Source organism: Paenisporosarcina sp. (assembly GCF_057785155.1).
The window spans coordinates 131,404-146,367 of sequence record NZ_JBYNRN010000012.1 but is presented as its reverse complement, the minus strand read 5'-3'; the positions used below and the strand labels follow the sequence as shown (position 1 = coordinate 146,367).

Here is a 14,964-nt window from a genome sequence, read left to right as displayed (position 1 = left end):
AAGGGACGAGGAACTATTTCGCGGTACCACCCTGATTACTACGCTGATTTTCCAGACGTAATCACTTCATTGAATTAACGGCTCTTCACCGGCTCATCTTTACAGCTATGCTGGTCCTGATGGCAGCTAACGGGGTGAACTTCGATGAACCTTCTATATTTGCACTTGCAGTCAAGGTGCAAAATCCCTTCATAAAAGAATTTCATGTACTCTTCCCGATCATTGCTTTTCTTTATTAAATTAGTCTTTATTATACGCTCGAATCTACAATTCATCAAGGCTCAATTTGTTTGAGGAATTAACGTATATAATAATATTCCCGCTGCGACAGCCACATTTAGCGACTCAGCTTGTCCATATAATGGGATTTTTAAATTCATATCAGTTTGTACGAGATGTTCTAGCGCTAAGCCACTTCCTTCATTTCCCATGATTAAGGCAAATTTAGCTTGAGGTTGTACCTCATGGTATGCGATGGATTCTTCTAATGAAGTTCCATACACAGGAATTCCTTGTTCTTTACAAGATTGAATCCATTCGGATAAATCACTTTTAACGATTGGAATATGGAAATGTGAACCTTGACCTGATCTTACTGTTTTTGGATTAAATGCATCTGCTGAACCTTTTCCTAAAATAACAGCATCAATGCCAGCTGCATCAGCAGTTCGTATCATTGTCCCAACGTTACCTGGATCTTGAACAGCATCGATCATAAGGACTTGTTTCCACGATTTTTGTTGATCACTGGAAGTGGTTTGTTGAAGACAGTGTGCATAAATTCCTTGTGAATGCTCCGTTTCGGCCATTTCTTTCGCAATCTCCATTGTTACTTCAATAATTTCAATATCGTCCACATTCCAGTTACTTGGAATCTCCATGCCTTCTCTGATAATAATGGCTAAAACATTGGGTTTGTTTTTTAAAGACTCTTCAACTAAATGAAAACCTTCAACTAAAAACTCACCTGATTTGTCACGTTCTTTTCGAACAGTAACAAGTTTTTTCCAGTGCTTAACCTGTGTATTTTGTAGGGATTCAATTCGTTTCATTAATTTGTACCGCCTTTTTCTTTATAGTGTATCAAATACATGTATAAGTGGCGAGGTCAGCGGACAAAATGAATTTTGAGGAGGAGAGATTATGAACTTTCAAATTCGAGACGCCATTACTGCGAACATGATTGGAAACAATGCTTCCGAAATTCGTGAAGTGGTAGAAGATGCCATCAAACGTGGTGAAGAGCACTTACTTCCTGGTTTGGGCGTATTTTTTGAAAAATGGTGGAATACCGCTCCAGAACCTGAAAAAGAATCCGTATTAAAACATTTAGAACAATCTTTCCAATCATGAAAAAACAGCTCATTCCAAAAGGATGAGCTGTTTTCAGTTTTATATATCCCTAACGAATAAATCAAACCCTAGTGCAGTTAAAACCCCAAACACGATTGCCCATATCGCTATACTGATAATTGACCAAATCGTCGTTTGTTTCTTACTAGCTCCGAGTGTCATTCCAATAAACGCCGCTATATGTGTTCCGATTAATATTGGTCCGAGCATTAACATGCCAGGTAAACCATACTTATTCCATAATTGTTTAGCTCTTTCACTTCGTTTAGATTCTTTTACTTCTTGTCCTTCACGCCGTTTAGCCAACCATAGCTTAAATTTGTCGTAGCCTATTATTAAAATCAAAACCGTCACCATATTACCAATAAACCCTATAATCACAACCCAAAATGGGTTCAACCCAGTAACGATTCCTAGTGGAATAACTAAGGCCATTTCAAGCCAAGGTATTGCGGCACCTAAAAACACTAAAAAATATTCCCACATTAGTCTTCATCCTTGCTTAAATTTTTGCGAACTTCTATATAAAAAATGAGATATTGCATGAATGCTAAAAATAAAATACCGATGACGATCCACAAGCGACTCAAGTTAAATAGAAGATAAATCATAGCAACAAATGGCAAAGCCCAAACAAAAAATGTATACACTTTTTGAGCTGCGCGTCTCGTAATAAAAATCATACCTTCATCTTCTTCTAAATATTCGATTGGTTTGATCTGCCAGAATGATAATTTTTGTTGAGGATGTCGTTTATTATGATTAGTAATTTTCATGATAAAAATTATTAATAGAATAAATGTCATTGCAAGTGTAATGAATAATAGAATAGATTCCCATGCTGGAAACTGTAATGAATAACTAAATTCGACATCATTGTGAATCATTTCTGATGATGCTCCAGTAAGGCTAATTGCAATAAATCCAAATAAAATAATGAATGCCATTTGCCATAAAGGATATTGGACTCGAAAATCTTTCTTCATGATGGTTTCTCCCCCTCTAACCAAAATAATTCATCTACTTTTATTTCAAATTCTCTAGCTAGTTTTAGAGCTAATGTTACAGATGGTGAGAATTCACCTTTTTCAATAAATGCAATGGTTTGTCTCGTGACACCAACTCTTTCACCTAATTCACCTTGAGAAAAACCATACCTTGCTCGGAGTTCCTTGACTCGGTTTTGGAGCATATTATCAACCCCTTATGTAATGTATACTATACATAATGTACATTATTATTAACAAAATGTAAAATATATTTAACAAATTTATTTAATTTTTAATTTTACTCACAGAAAAACGCCTTATTTTCATAAGACGCTTCTCTTCTTTCTCTCTTTTTTAAATTAGTTAATTCGTAAAGCTGCAAGCGTGTTTTGTCCGAACAAAAATACATCTCGATTATCATTTAAACGCTCCACAAAAACTGTATACGTTACATCTTTCGTTTCATTCTGCTCGTATTCAACATGCATAAATGGCACTTGAGTACGGTCATCATGTCCCGGTTCATCAATTTCAAAAGTTTGTCGATAAATCGTACGCTCATTTCCAAATTCAGTTGAACGTACGATGGTTAATTTGATGACTGCAACATCATCACCAGGTCTGTCTGTGTCATTATCAAAACCGACAATACCACTAAACCATACTTTGTCATTTTCACAAATTTTACTAAATGTTACTTCGAGTACAGGGATTGGTCTTCCAAAGATTTCGTCATCCAAAAATGATTTATCAGATTTGAATTCTACTTTGTCTGTTGGTCCTTTACATTTGTCACATTTCTTATCATCTTTTTCTTTCTTATCGTGTTGACCATTATTACAATCTACTTTGATGTTGATATCACTACATTTGAAACAAGTACAGTCTTCTTTCTTTTCCCATTTTTCTTCATAGTGCTCTTCACATCGAACGTTATCTACTACTTCACGACACTTCCAACAATCACAATGGTCTAACTTTTCCCATTTTTTCTTGTTTGATCTCATAGTTGATTACACCTCCTTTACAATGGATTAAGTAGAAACAAATATTCTGTTTCGTTTAATCCGTATTTTGTCTTACATAATTAACATATTAAGAGATAGAAAAAGACTCTAGGCAATATGGAAAGATTAATAGAAAATTTTTGTTATTTATTTCACTTCTATGAATAATTGCTATAACCTATTCTCCTAAATTGTTTAGTAGCAATATAAAGGATTAAAGAAAAAAGCATCGCCTAAGCGATGCTTTGAAAAGTTACTTTAGTTAAAAATAATTTCGTTCACTGTTTTTTTATCTAGCTTTTTGATAACTGCAACTATTAATTTCACAGCATTTTCATAGTCATCACGATGTAAAATACCGGCATGAGAATGAATATAACGTGTAGCAACACCAATAGCTAGAGAAGGAACACCATTCGCTGTTAAATGGATAGCTCCGGCATCTGTTCCTCCACCAGGAATCGTTTCGAATTGATACGGAATATTGTTTTCATCTGCTACATCTACTACTAAATCACGTAGTCCTTTATGAGACACCATTGATGCATCAAATAGAACAATCTGTGGACCAGCACCCATTTTACTAGTAGATTCTTTCGGTGTAATTCCAGGCGTGTCTCCTGCAATACCCACATCTACAGCGAACCCAATATCAGGTTTAATTTTAGCAGCCGCTGTGCGGGCTCCTCTTAAACCAATCTCTTCTTGCGCAGCTCCGACACCATATACAATATTAGGATGTTTTTCGTCTTTTAGAGCTTTTAAAACATCAATAGCAATCGCACAACCGATACGGTTATCCCACGCTTTTGCTAATAATAGTTTTTCGTTGTTCATGACAGTAAATTCGAAATAAGGAGTTACCATGTCTCCTGGTAAAACGCCCCACTCCATTGCTTCTTCTTTCGATGATGCACCGATATCAATAAACATATCTTTTATATCAACTGGCTTGTTACGAACTTCAGCTGGCAAAATATGTGGTGGTTTCGAGCCTATTACACCAGTAATTGATTCTCCTTTGCGAGTAACAATCGTTACACGCTGAGCTAACATCACTTGTGACCACCATCCACCGACGGTTTGGAATTTCAAGAATCCCTTTTCATCAATTTGTGAAACCATGAATCCTACTTCATCTAAATGTCCAGCTACCATAATTTTCGGTCCATCAGGGTCTCCTACTTTTTCAGCAATAAGACTCCCCAAATTATCTGTATCCATTTTATCTGCAAATGGTTCTATGTATTTTCTCATAACATCACGAGCTTCACGTTCATTACCTGGAATTGCTTTAGCGTCAGTTAATTCTTTTAACATCGTTAACGTTGGATCTAGTTTCGTCATTATTTCGCCCTCCTAAATATACCGTCAATTTTATTATAATGTATACGCGTACAGTATTCAAAATTTTCTTTAATAACCAGAGCGTTGTCGTTCATAATTTTTTTCATTCTTAGCATTGTATGCTTGTACCACATCTTCATGAATAAACCCTAATTTCTCTGCAAGTGCCCCATACCACGACCAAATATCCATGTATTGATTCATAGTAGGTTCTAATAAGAATTGATTGATTGAAGATTGTGTGTGCAAAAATAATAAGGTGAGGGATTCTTCCTTGTGGCTTTTTGGCCAGTTTTCTAATGTATTAAAGTTCATTTCAATACCAAGGGACAATAGAAAATGAATTGAATCAACATATTCCTCAAGTATGACTTCTTTTTCAGAAGGTCCTTTTTCACTCCAAAATTTAAAGCAACGAGTTTCATTTGCAAGTTCTGCAAGTTCTACTAAAAGAGCTAATCCTTTTTCTAAAAAGACATCATGTGAGATGTTTTTTTCAGTTTGTATATAAGCATCTAAAGTCTTTTGCATTGTAAATAAAGGTTGTAATTGCACATTGAAGTCCCCTCTCAAATCTTTTTAATAAAATTGAAACCATTTTATTAGGTAATCCGTATATAATAGTAACACGTCTGCCCAAAAGGGGGTTCATTATGATAATTGTTTTATTACGTTTCGTTGTTCTTGCATTTATTATTTATTTATTTTACCGTGGAATTTCGTTTTTAATGGATCCTAAAAGAAAATTAGATGAAGCAGTTGAAAAAAATTCGTACTATTTTTACGATGATATTAAAAATGTGAGAAAAAATTTTTTCATCACCTACAAGGGTGCATTATTCGAAGGTGAAAAGTATTTAGGAACAACAAAGGATTCATTTGAAGTTGTGTCGATTTTTGTGTGGGTAAAGGATACAATGACCTTACAAGGAATGACGAAAGAGGATTTTCTTTTTTTAGAGAATGAGATTCACATGAATTATCCTGATGCCAAAATCAGTTGGAAAAACCCAATCGAAAAGTTAATGAATGAATAAATAAAACCCGTCACGATTAATTTCGTAACGGGTTTTTACTTGAATTCTAAATCGATCTATTTATCGATAATCACGAATAAAATAAAGCCAAAAAAGCAAAGTTAATTGACCAACTGCTAATAAAGTAAATCCAATTCGAAAGTTTAAGTGCTTCGTTTTGTGTCGAAAGAAAATCATACCCAAGTATGAACCGATAGCCCCTCCTAGAAGTGCTAAAATCCACAATGTTTTTTCCGAAATTCGATGCTTGTGCTGTTTAGCCTTCCGCTTGTCTACACCCATTGCTACGAAGGCAATAATCGACATCAAGATAATCAATAGAACTGGCAATAGATTCATATACTTCTCCTTCGATGATTTAATCAATAAAGCAAGCATACCATGTGTATTGGTTTAATAAAAACGATTTAATAACTATGTGATGGTTCCTAAATTCTGAAATGTGACTATTTGAAATAACCCTTTTCCACATTAAATAAGTAGCTACTTTTCATTCATATGACACGAACATATAAAGAATAGAAATTCCACTCAATTCTCTCTATCTATTTTTCAGTATTAAAAACATTTTAGCTGGTTGAGGTCTCTATGTTTATTCATAAACAAAAGTAATCTTAATTTTTCGGTACAAAAAAAAAGACTGACGGAAAATCCATCAGCCTTTTTAATAGTTAAGATTAGTTATTCATTGCTTTTTTAGCAGCGTCTGCTAATTGTGTGAATGCTGCAGAGTCAGAAACAGCTAATTCAGCTAACATTTTACGGTTAACTTCGATACCAGCTAATTTCAAACCGTGCATTAAACGGCTATATGAAAGACCATTCATGCGAGCCGCTGCATTGATACGAGTGATCCATAATCTACGGAAGTCACGTTTCTTGTTACGACGGTCACGGTATGCGTACATACCTGATTTCATAACTGCTTGGTTTGCTACTTTATAAAGTAATTTTTTAGCACCATAATAACCTTTTGCTAATTTTAGAACTTTATTACGACGTCTTTTTGTGACTGGTGTGCTTTTTACACGTGGCATAATAATTACCTCCTGCTATTATTTCGAACAATTAAATTTCGAGTTTTATTTCATGTAAGCGATAAGTGATTTGATACGTTTGTAATCACCTTTTGATACAAGTCCACCTTTACGTAACTTACGTTTAGCTTTTGTTGACTTGTTAGCGAATAAGTGACTGCGGTAAGCACTAGCACGTCTAATTTTTCCAGAACCGGTCTTTTTAAAACGCTTAGCCGCGCCGCGGTGAGTTTTCATTTTTGGCATGTCAAATTCCTCCTAAACTGTTCGTAGATCTTACTTTTTCTCGTTCTTTGGTTGTAACACTAAGAACATGCTACGGCCTTCCATCTTCGGTTTTTGTTCAACCGTCGATACTTCAGCACAAGCTTCTGCAAAGCGATCTAATACGCGTTGACCAATTTCTTTGTGCGTAATTGCACGGCCTTTAAAACGAATAGATGCTTTAACTTTGTCGCCTTTTTCAAGGAACTTGATCGCGTTACGTAATTTCGTTTGGAAATCATGCTCATCGATTGTTGGGCTCAAACGAACCTCTTTCAATACAATAATCTTTTGATTTTTACGAATTTCACGATCTTTCTTTTGATTCTCAAACTTGAATTTACCATAGTCCATGATACGAGCGACTGGTGGCTTGGCTTGAGGGGCCACAAGGACAAGATCCAAATTAACGTTAGCGGCAATTTCAAGCGCTTCGTTACGCGTTTTAACTCCTAATTGTTCACCATTTTGGTCTATAATTCGAAGTTCACGTGCGCGAATGCCATCGTTTACATACATGTCTTTGCTAATAGTAATCCACCTCCAGGTAGTGTCGCGAATACGTGGTTTGGGCATATTGCTAATTAGGAATTCCTAACGAGTCAGTTACGCCGTTCCGGACAATAAAAAAACGAGCGGACATTTTATAAGATGTCCGCCCGCCGATATATGTTACGTACAACACTGTACGTTACGTTCAATCGTGTGTCTACCTGTAAACAACATAATGTGTCGATCAGGTGAGAAGCGGGCAGCCTCTACTTATACCACAAACTTGTATTCATTAACCTTAATAACTATATCACTTGGAACTATGACTGTCAATAGTGTTTATTGGTTTTCTTTTGAAATACGAGAAAGGAATTCATCAAAAGCAATGCTTTCAGAATTTTGCTCTCCATATTTACGAACGTTTACGAAACCGCTCTCTAGTTCTTTATCGCCAAGAACCAGCATGTACGGAATCTTTTGCATTTGAGCTTCGCGTATTTTGTATCCTAGTTTTTCGTCACGATCATCCATTTCAACACGAAGTCCAGCAGCTTGGAGTTTTTCAATCACTCCTTTTGCATACTCAAAATGCACTTCATTAGAAACTGGAATCACTTGTACTTGGACTGGAGCTAACCATGTTGGGAATGCGCCTTTGTATTCTTCGATTAAAAAAGCTACGAAACGTTCCATTGTTGATACAACCCCACGGTGAATAACAACTGGACGATGTTGTTTTCCATCTTCACCAATATAAGAAAGATCAAAGCGTTCTGGTAATAAGAAATCTAATTGAACTGTAGATAATGTTTCTTCTTTCCCTAAAGCTGTTTTCACCATGACATCAAGTTTTGGACCGTAGAATGCAGCTTCACCTTCAGCTTCAAAGTACTCTAATTCTAGTTCATCCATTGCTTCTTTAATCATACCTTGCGCTTTATTCCACATGTTATCATCATCAAAGTACTTTTCTTTGTCTTCTGGATCACGATATGACAAACGGAATGAATAATCATTCAAATCAAAATCCTTGTACACATCGATTACTAATTGGACAACGCGTTTGAACTCGTCTTTGATTTGATCTGGTCGAACGAAAATATGTGCATCATTTAAAGTCATCCCACGAACACGTTGTAGACCTGTTAAAGCACCTGATAATTCATAACGATGCATTGTACCTAATTCTGCAATACGCATCGGTAAGTTTCGATATGAATGGATTCCATTTTTGAAAATCATCATATGATGAGGACAGTTCATTGGACGAAGAACTAAATCTTCATTATCCATGCTCATGACTGGGAACATATTTTCTTGATAGTGATCCCAGTGACCACTCGTTTTATAAAGTTCTACACTACCCATTACAGGAGTATAAACGTGATCATATCCTAGTTTCACTTCTTTATCGACAATGTATCGTTCAATAATACGACGGATTGTCGCACCTTTTGGCAACCACATCGGCAGTCCTTGACCCACTTTTTGAGAATTCATGAAAAGATCTAATTCTTTACCGATTTTACGATGATCGCGCTCTTTTGCTTCTTCTAACATTTGCATGTGAGCGGCAAGTTCTTCTTTCGTGAAGAATGCTGTTCCGTAAATACGTTGAAGCATTTTATTGTCACTATTTCCACGCCAGTAAGCCCCAGCAATACTTAACAGTTTAAACTCTTTTAATTTGCCCGTTGAAGGAACATGTACTCCACGACATAAATCAAAGAAATCACCTTGCTCATAAATTGATACTTGATCGTCTTCAGCGATGGCTTCTAATAACTCAATCTTATATTCATCTTCTTTAAACTTTTCAAATGCTTCAGCACGACTTACATCATGACGAACAATTTCAATGTTCTCATTGATGATTTTTTTCATTTCTTTTTCAATAGATTGTAAATCCTCAGCAGTTATTGGTTCAGGGGAATCAATATCGTAGTAAAATCCGTTTTCAATAACAGGACCTACTCCAAGTTTTACATCTTTGAACAAACGTTTAACTGCTTGTGCCAATAAATGAGCTGAGCTATGACGCAATACTTCTAGCCCTTCATTCGATCCTGGCATCACAATCGCAATCGTTCCATCTTGTTTAAGTGGTGCTTTTAAATCGACAAGTTGACCATTTAATTGACCTGCTAAAGCTTTTTTACGCAAGCCTGGGCTAATTGAAGCAGCCACATCTTCTGTCGTTGTTCCAATTGGGAACTCCTTTATCGCACCATCTGGAAATGTTAATTTAATGTTTTCTGACATGTTGACCACTCCTTATAAATTTTCTTATTAGTATAAAAATGAACGCAAAAAAACCTCATCCTATGAAAGGGACGAGGTTTGAGTTCGTGGTTCCACCCTTCTTCCTTCTCAGTAGTCGCATGACTAAAAAGACGAAGCTTTGAGCCGGCTAACGGGCCGTTACCGTCAACAATTACTAAAAATTTCACTGTTGCTGCTCCGAGGTGGTTAAATGACTATCGTACTTAAGAAGCTTCCAGCCATGGCTTCTCTCTCTTAAAGTCGTATAGACAAATATTGTCCTCTTCTTGGCATTTCATTATTCTTATGTTGACATTTTACTCTTGCTTTAAATTAATTGCAATACTTAAATTAATTTATACAGTTGCTAATTCTCTCGTTTCAACAACTTGTTCAAATTGAGGTGTTGGATGCGGATGTATTCCAAGTAAATCGCATGGTCTCCCAATTAAATCTATGCATCCATCTTTCAATTTCACGATACGATCAGCTAAAGCATGTGCATCATTTTCATCATGTGTAACAAAAATGGAAGTAATATTAGCTTTTTTCAAAATTTCACGTAAATCTTTTCGGATCTTCACTTGCAACTCAGCATCCAAGTTACTAAATGGTTCGTCCAACAAGATTAAATGAGGATTCGGAGCAATCGCTCTTGCAATTGCCACACGTTGTTGTTGTCCGCCACTCAACTGATGAGGATAGCGTTTTTCAAAACCTTCCAATTCAACTAATTCCAATACTTCTTGGAGACGCTTTTTCTTTTCTGCTCTGTTTAATTGAAATAATCCAAACAGAATATTTTCAGCAACTGTCATATGTGGAAATAATGCATAATCCTGAAAGACCATTCCTATTCCACGCTTTTCAGGTTGCAAGAATGTTTTATCATCAAACAAGACTTCATTTTGTATCGTCAGTGAACCAGTTGTTGGTTTCTCAAGCCCCGCAAGTAGGCGTAAAATAGTACTTTTCCCACTTCCGCTCCGACCTAAGATTGAAATGACTTCCCCTTTTTCAATTGACATTGAAAAATGATCAAGTGCTGGACTTTCTGAATTGGGATATGAAAAACAAACATTATTAATAGAAATAAACATGTCAATTCGGCTCCTTTTCAAGAAACTTATAGAAAACAACAATGGCAAGGGCACTAATACCGACAATTAATAACGAAGCCTGTGAGGCTTCCATAATTTTTTCATCACTCGCATATTGAAAAGCTTTTGTTGATAATGTGTCAAAGTTAAATGGACGTAAAATTAATGTCAGTGGGATTTCTTTTAAAATATCTATAAATACTATAATAAATCCACTTATGATTGCTCCTTTTAACATAGGCACGTCAACTTTAAAAAATGTTTTGGTTAATCCTACTCCTAAGAGTCTCGATGCATCTCGGAAATCTGTTCCAATTTTATCATAACCAGATTCAATTGAATTATAGCCGATCGCAAAGAATCGAATAATATAAGCAGATATTAACATGACTAAACTTACACTCAAAAATAAAGTGGTTTCCATACCAATTAATCGATACAGTGGAACTAAAAATCGATCAAGGGCTATAAAAGCAGTAACTACTGCAACTGCAATTACCGCACCCGGTATAGAATAACCGAGAATTGTTAGTTTAGGCAATAATTTTGCTATTTTACCATGAACAAGACGACTAAAGTTACCAACAATCAAGGCAAAAACAATAATTGCCGTCGCACTTATACCAGCAACGAGTACGGAATTTTTAACATAAGTTAAAAATTCACCCATAGGAATCGTGCCAATGGTTAAAATCATCCAATCAATCAATTGAGCGATTGGTACAAAAAATCCTAAACTTAAAATAAGTAAACCGTATGCTGTTGCTATTCCTGCACGCCATCCATTTAATTTTATTAAAGGTAATGGACGGACCTTTGTAGTGGAATAACTATATTGTCTTCTGCCACGCAAAATCTTTTCGATCATTAAAATTAAGATTACAAATCCCATTAAGGATGCAGCAAGCTTAATAGAAGATTCTATATCACCTAATCCAAACCAAGTTTGAAAAATTGCAGTCGTAAAGGTTTGAATTCCGTAGTATTTAACCACGCCATAATCATTTAAGACTTCAAGAACAACTAAACTTGCACCACCAATGATTGATACGCGAGAAATAGGAATGACTACTTGAAAAAAGGTACGCCAAGGTCCCTTACCTAGCATTCGTGCACTTTCAATTAGTGAAGCTGATTGTTGCGACAAAAATATCCGAGTAATCGTGTATACATATGGATATAAAAACATCGTGTATATGAAAATGGCACCAGGTAAATTCATTATATCAAAAAACGCTGGACTCAAATTTAAACCAAAGTGATCTCGAAGCGTCGATTGAATAATACCTGTATAATTCACAATTCCATGATACGTATACGCACCGATGAAAGGTGGAATTGAAAGAGGTAAAATGAGTGCCCATTTAAGAAAATTCCTTAGCGGAAATTGATATTGTGCGATAAGCCATGCCAAACTCAATCCAATCGTTATGGTTAGAATGGCAGTAGCACTTATTAGTATTAGAGATGTTTTAATGAACGAACTTAGAACAAATTCTTTCATATGCTCCCAGTTTTCATTTGTAGGTGTGAATATGCCAGTTACGATCGTTAAATTCGGCAAAAACAACAAGAGCATGATAACTGCCGCCGTCACGGTCCAACTATTAAAATTTGTAAATTTTCTTTGCATAACGCCCCTACACCTCGTAACTAATATTAGAAACCCATACTATGCTTAATTAATAAGAAAGTGATCCCTTTCTGTTATCCTTATACATGTTAACAGAAATTAATGTAAGAAAACCCTTGTTACGAAAATTGTAACAAGGGAATTTTATTTATTTATTTCCAGCCTACTTCATTGAAGATTAAAATGGACTTCGCATTATGATCACCTAAAGCTGATAATGAGATGTCTTGTTCTTTAAACTCGCCCCATGATTTTAATAATTCTGTAGGTTCTACAGATTCATTCACTGGGTATTCATAATTTGCTTTTGCAAATTCACCTTGAGCTTCAGGCGCTGATAAAAATTCTAAAAGCTTAATTGCGTTCTGTTTATTTTTAGCTGTTTTAACTACTCCAGCTCCACTTACATTTACATGAGTTCCTGTTGTTTCTTGGTTAGGGAAGAAAACACCTAAGCCTTCAGCAACTTTAACTTCTTCTGCATCTTCGGAGTTCAGCATTTGTCCAAGGTAGTACGTATTCATAATAGCCACGTCACCAATACCTGCAGCAATTGCCTTAGCTTGGTCACGATCTCCACCTTCAGGGTCACGTGCAAAGTTTGCTACAAGTCCTGCAGCCCACTCTTTCGCTTTTTCTTCCCCTTCAATTTCAACAAATGATGCTAATAAAGATTGATTATAAATATTTTCAGAACCACGAATTAAAACACGACTTTTCCATTGATCTTCTGTTAAAGCTTCGTACGTTGATAAATCTTCTGGTTTTACTGTCTCTTTGTTGTAAACAATGACACGAGCACGTTTAGTTAAGCCATACCACATTTGATCTTCGTCTTGGAAATTAGCTGGAATTTGCTCATCTAATACATCACTAGATACTGCTTGTAATAAACCATCGTCTTTCGCACGGAATAATCGTCCAGCATCTGCTGTTAAAAATAAATCTGCTGCTGTTGCATCACCTTCACGCTTAATACGCTCAAGTAATTCATCAGCCTCACCTTTAATAACATTTACTTTAATTCCTGTTTCTTCTGTAAATTTAGCATATAATTCATCGTCAACATCATAATGACGAGCTGTATATAAGTTCACTTCCATACTTTCGTTTGTTTCTTTTACTTCTTTTGTATCAGTCGTTTTTGTTGCTTGGTCATTACCACATGCAGTTAAAACTAACAGGGTAAATGATAATAATAGAAATAATGCTTTTTTCACTTGTTGTCTCTCCCTTTATTAAATGATTTGTTATTGAAAACGATTCTCAATATCAATTATAAATCGGATTATGAAAAAGTCAACCAATCGTAAACGACTTTAGGATATTCGCAATATTCAAACTAAATTTCGAATAGAATTCATTTATTTATCTGCTTTAGTCTTCAGATCCAACTTGCCTTGGTGACATCAAATCTATTTCCTCAAAATCACCGACTACTTCTACTCACATAAAAAAGGTGTCCAAAAGTTATTTTCACAACTTTTTAGACACTTTTTTTTAGCCATCTCTTCTATTTTTCCCACTTAATCTCATTGGAATTGTTATGGAACGTATTCTTTCCATTATTCTTGCTGCTTTTACTAATTCTCTTTCACCTTTACCTGAATAGGCTAAGTGATCTTCTAATCCGTCATAATCAAAATTCGAGGTAATAAAAGTAGGAAGGTTTTCAGCCATTCGATAATGTAATACGGTTCCTAAAATTTCATCTCTTGTCCAGCTAGAAAGTGTTTCTGCACCTAAATCGTCTAACATTAATACAGGAGCTTTTTTCACATAATCCACTTTTTCTTGTAACGATTGATCTTGAATCGCATGTTTCATTTCTCTAAGGAATTCAGGAACATAGACAAGAACTGTTTTTATTCGTAATTCAGCTAGTTCATTCGCAAGCGCACCTAAAACATATGACTTACCAACACCAAATTCACCATAAATATAAAAACCTTTTGCAGGTAAACTTCCTTCGGTTTTCACTTCTTCTAAGAAAGTTTGTGCGGCTGATCCCAGGTTAACTCGCGTATTATGATCGTATGTGACAGTAGCAAGTCTAGCCTTTAATACATCTTTCGGCATATGCATGCTTGATATCATTTCCGATACGTGGCGACGCTCTTCTTCAACTAGTCTCTGATTACACTTTGTGTATTCAATATCAATACTACCTCTTGTAATTACGAGGTTTGGGACGAATCCTTTCATCATGTTCGAGCATTGAGCGACGTTTGCACAATTTTCGCAATCATGATTTTGAGTCGTGTATTCATATAGTTTCCCTAAACTTCTATCCACCATCGCTTTATTCACTTCATCAGCATGCTGAGATAAGAACTGTTGGACTCCAGGATTCTCTAATATTTCGGCTTTCATATTATCATATCGTTTAGAGAATTCTGGCGCGTTTACTACTCGTTTTAATGTTTCGCTAATCGGTTCCATT

General features: G+C 35.7%; 18 protein-coding genes and 2 other annotated features (1 of these 20 only partly in view). Of the genes, 2 read left to right on the top strand and 16 right to left on the bottom strand.

Features of this window, described 5'->3' with window-relative positions; translation table 11 throughout:
• Positions 1 to 232: a binding site (T-box leader), on the bottom strand; it reaches 2 nt to the left of the window's first position.
• Between the two features lie 49 nt (positions 233 to 281).
• Positions 282 to 1,052, bottom strand: a complete 771-nt coding sequence (locus AC3EA5_RS03975; protein WP_488607167.1) for a TrmH family RNA methyltransferase — start codon at positions 1,050 to 1,052, stop codon at positions 282 to 284.
• A 91-nt stretch (positions 1,053 to 1,143) separates the two neighbouring features.
• On the opposite strand from AC3EA5_RS03975, the gene sspI reads away from it, so the two are divergent.
• Positions 1,144 to 1,353 carry a small acid-soluble spore protein SspI gene (gene sspI / locus AC3EA5_RS03970; RefSeq protein WP_488607166.1) on the top strand — a complete coding sequence of 70 codons (210 nt, stop codon included), beginning with the start codon at positions 1,144 to 1,146 and terminating at the stop codon, positions 1,351 to 1,353.
• A 39-nt stretch (positions 1,354 to 1,392) separates the two neighbouring features.
• Here sspI and AC3EA5_RS03965 read toward each other — a convergent pair whose 3' ends face one another.
• The 6 genes from AC3EA5_RS03965 to AC3EA5_RS03940 form a co-directional block, all read right to left on the bottom strand.
• Positions 1,393 to 1,839, bottom strand: a complete 447-nt coding sequence (locus AC3EA5_RS03965; RefSeq protein WP_488607165.1) for a small multi-drug export protein — start codon at positions 1,837 to 1,839, stop codon at positions 1,393 to 1,395.
• Positions 1,839 to 2,339 carry a hypothetical protein gene (locus AC3EA5_RS03960; protein WP_488607164.1) on the bottom strand — a complete coding sequence of 167 codons (501 nt, stop codon included), beginning with the start codon at positions 2,337 to 2,339 and terminating at the stop codon, positions 1,839 to 1,841. Before AC3EA5_RS03960 ends, AC3EA5_RS03965 begins: the two co-directional genes overlap by 1 nt.
• Positions 2,336 to 2,545 carry a helix-turn-helix transcriptional regulator gene (locus AC3EA5_RS03955; protein ID WP_488607163.1) on the bottom strand — a complete coding sequence of 70 codons (210 nt, stop codon included), beginning with the start codon at positions 2,543 to 2,545 and terminating at the stop codon, positions 2,336 to 2,338. The genes AC3EA5_RS03960 and AC3EA5_RS03955 overlap by 4 nt, the downstream gene beginning before the upstream one ends.
• Positions 2,546 to 2,701: 156 nt before the next feature.
• Positions 2,702 to 3,349, bottom strand: a complete 648-nt coding sequence (locus AC3EA5_RS03950) for a hypothetical protein (protein WP_488607162.1) — start codon at positions 3,347 to 3,349, stop codon at positions 2,702 to 2,704.
• A gap of 258 nt (positions 3,350 to 3,607) precedes the next feature.
• The gene (locus tag AC3EA5_RS03945) at positions 3,608 to 4,696 is read right to left on the bottom strand and encodes a M42 family metallopeptidase (protein WP_488607161.1); all 1,089 of its coding nucleotides are present in this window, start codon (positions 4,694 to 4,696) and stop codon (positions 3,608 to 3,610) included.
• A gap of 69 nt (positions 4,697 to 4,765) precedes the next feature.
• Positions 4,766 to 5,251 (bottom strand): dUTP diphosphatase, encoded by a 486-nt coding sequence (locus tag AC3EA5_RS03940; RefSeq protein WP_488607160.1) that lies wholly within the window; start codon positions 5,249 to 5,251, stop codon positions 4,766 to 4,768.
• 98 nt (positions 5,252 to 5,349) lie between these two features.
• On the opposite strand from AC3EA5_RS03940, the gene AC3EA5_RS03935 reads away from it, so the two are divergent.
• Complete coding sequence (locus tag AC3EA5_RS03935; protein ID WP_488607159.1) at positions 5,350 to 5,733, top strand: sigma-w pathway protein ysdB; 384 nt, start codon at positions 5,350 to 5,352, stop codon at positions 5,731 to 5,733.
• 60 nt (positions 5,734 to 5,793) lie between these two features.
• Here the strand turns inward: AC3EA5_RS03935 and AC3EA5_RS03930 are convergent, their stop codons facing one another.
• The 9 genes from AC3EA5_RS03930 to dnaI form a co-directional block, all read right to left on the bottom strand.
• Positions 5,794 to 6,072 carry a DUF1294 domain-containing protein gene (locus AC3EA5_RS03930; RefSeq protein ID WP_488607158.1) on the bottom strand — a complete coding sequence of 93 codons (279 nt, stop codon included), beginning with the start codon at positions 6,070 to 6,072 and terminating at the stop codon, positions 5,794 to 5,796.
• 338 nt (positions 6,073 to 6,410) lie between these two features.
• Positions 6,411 to 6,770 carry a 50S ribosomal protein L20 gene (rplT, locus tag AC3EA5_RS03925; RefSeq protein ID WP_394188449.1) on the bottom strand — a complete coding sequence of 120 codons (360 nt, stop codon included), beginning with the start codon at positions 6,768 to 6,770 and terminating at the stop codon, positions 6,411 to 6,413.
• A 45-nt stretch (positions 6,771 to 6,815) separates the two neighbouring features.
• Entirely contained in the window at positions 6,816 to 7,016 is a 201-nt protein-coding gene (gene rpmI / locus AC3EA5_RS03920) for a 50S ribosomal protein L35 (RefSeq protein WP_024534254.1), read from the bottom strand.
• Between the two features lie 30 nt (positions 7,017 to 7,046).
• Positions 7,047 to 7,553, bottom strand: a complete 507-nt coding sequence (gene infC / locus AC3EA5_RS03915) for a translation initiation factor IF-3 (protein WP_394188475.1) — start codon at positions 7,551 to 7,553, stop codon at positions 7,047 to 7,049.
• A 312-nt stretch (positions 7,554 to 7,865) separates the two neighbouring features.
• Positions 7,866 to 9,788, bottom strand: a complete 1,923-nt coding sequence (thrS, locus tag AC3EA5_RS03910) for a threonine--tRNA ligase (protein ID WP_488607157.1) — start codon at positions 9,786 to 9,788, stop codon at positions 7,866 to 7,868.
• Between the two features lie 64 nt (positions 9,789 to 9,852).
• Positions 9,853 to 10,086, bottom strand: a binding site (T-box leader).
• Between the two features lie 58 nt (positions 10,087 to 10,144).
• The gene (locus AC3EA5_RS03905; RefSeq protein WP_488607156.1) at positions 10,145 to 10,888 is read right to left on the bottom strand and encodes an ABC transporter ATP-binding protein; all 744 of its coding nucleotides are present in this window, start codon (positions 10,886 to 10,888) and stop codon (positions 10,145 to 10,147) included.
• Between the two features lies 1 nt (position 10,889).
• Complete coding sequence (locus AC3EA5_RS03900) at positions 10,890 to 12,521, bottom strand: ABC transporter permease (RefSeq protein WP_488607155.1); 1,632 nt, start codon at positions 12,519 to 12,521, stop codon at positions 10,890 to 10,892.
• A 152-nt stretch (positions 12,522 to 12,673) separates the two neighbouring features.
• Positions 12,674 to 13,741: a Fe(3+) ABC transporter substrate-binding protein gene (locus AC3EA5_RS03895; protein WP_488607154.1), complete on the bottom strand. Its 1,068-nt coding sequence runs from the start codon at positions 13,739 to 13,741 to the stop codon at positions 12,674 to 12,676.
• A 280-nt stretch (positions 13,742 to 14,021) separates the two neighbouring features.
• Complete coding sequence (gene dnaI / locus AC3EA5_RS03890; RefSeq protein WP_488607153.1) at positions 14,022 to 14,963, bottom strand: primosomal protein DnaI; 942 nt, start codon at positions 14,961 to 14,963, stop codon at positions 14,022 to 14,024.
• Position 14,964 lies beyond the last annotated feature (1 nt).

Excerpts from the sequence above, each read along its gene's own strand:
- rplT (WP_394188449.1), bottom strand. The coding sequence starts at position 6,770 with ATGCCACGTGTAAAAAGCACACCAGTCACAAAAAGACGTCGTAATAAA.
- AC3EA5_RS03950 (WP_488607162.1), bottom strand. The coding sequence starts at position 3,349 with ATGAGATCAAACAAGAAAAAATGGGAAAAGTTAGACCATTGTGATTGT.
- AC3EA5_RS03945 (WP_488607161.1), bottom strand. The coding sequence starts at position 4,696 with ATGACGAAACTAGATCCAACGTTAACGATGTTAAAAGAATTAACTGAC.
- AC3EA5_RS03905 (WP_488607156.1), bottom strand. The coding sequence starts at position 10,888 with ATGTTTATTTCTATTAATAATGTTTGTTTTTCATATCCCAATTCAGAA.
- AC3EA5_RS03960 (WP_488607164.1), bottom strand. The coding sequence starts at position 2,339 with ATGAAGAAAGATTTTCGAGTCCAATATCCTTTATGGCAAATGGCATTC.
- AC3EA5_RS03965 (WP_488607165.1), bottom strand. The coding sequence starts at position 1,839 with ATGTGGGAATATTTTTTAGTGTTTTTAGGTGCCGCAATACCTTGGCTT.
- sspI (WP_488607166.1), top strand. The coding sequence starts at position 1,144 with ATGAACTTTCAAATTCGAGACGCCATTACTGCGAACATGATTGGAAAC.
- AC3EA5_RS03955 (WP_488607163.1), bottom strand. The coding sequence starts at position 2,545 with ATGCTCCAAAACCGAGTCAAGGAACTCCGAGCAAGGTATGGTTTTTCT.
- thrS (WP_488607157.1), bottom strand. The coding sequence starts at position 9,788 with ATGTCAGAAAACATTAAATTAACATTTCCAGATGGTGCGATAAAGGAG.
- AC3EA5_RS03930 (WP_488607158.1), bottom strand. The coding sequence starts at position 6,072 with ATGAATCTATTGCCAGTTCTATTGATTATCTTGATGTCGATTATTGCC.
- infC (WP_394188475.1), bottom strand. The coding sequence starts at position 7,553 with ATGTATGTAAACGATGGCATTCGCGCACGTGAACTTCGAATTATAGAC.
- AC3EA5_RS03935 (WP_488607159.1), top strand. The coding sequence starts at position 5,350 with ATGATAATTGTTTTATTACGTTTCGTTGTTCTTGCATTTATTATTTAT.
- AC3EA5_RS03900 (WP_488607155.1), bottom strand. The coding sequence starts at position 12,521 with ATGCAAAGAAAATTTACAAATTTTAATAGTTGGACCGTGACGGCGGCA.
- dnaI (WP_488607153.1), bottom strand. The coding sequence starts at position 14,963 with ATGGAACCGATTAGCGAAACATTAAAACGAGTAGTAAACGCGCCAGAA.
- rpmI (WP_024534254.1), bottom strand. The coding sequence starts at position 7,016 with ATGCCAAAAATGAAAACTCACCGCGGCGCGGCTAAGCGTTTTAAAAAG.
- AC3EA5_RS03975 (WP_488607167.1), bottom strand. The coding sequence starts at position 1,052 with ATGAAACGAATTGAATCCCTACAAAATACACAGGTTAAGCACTGGAAA.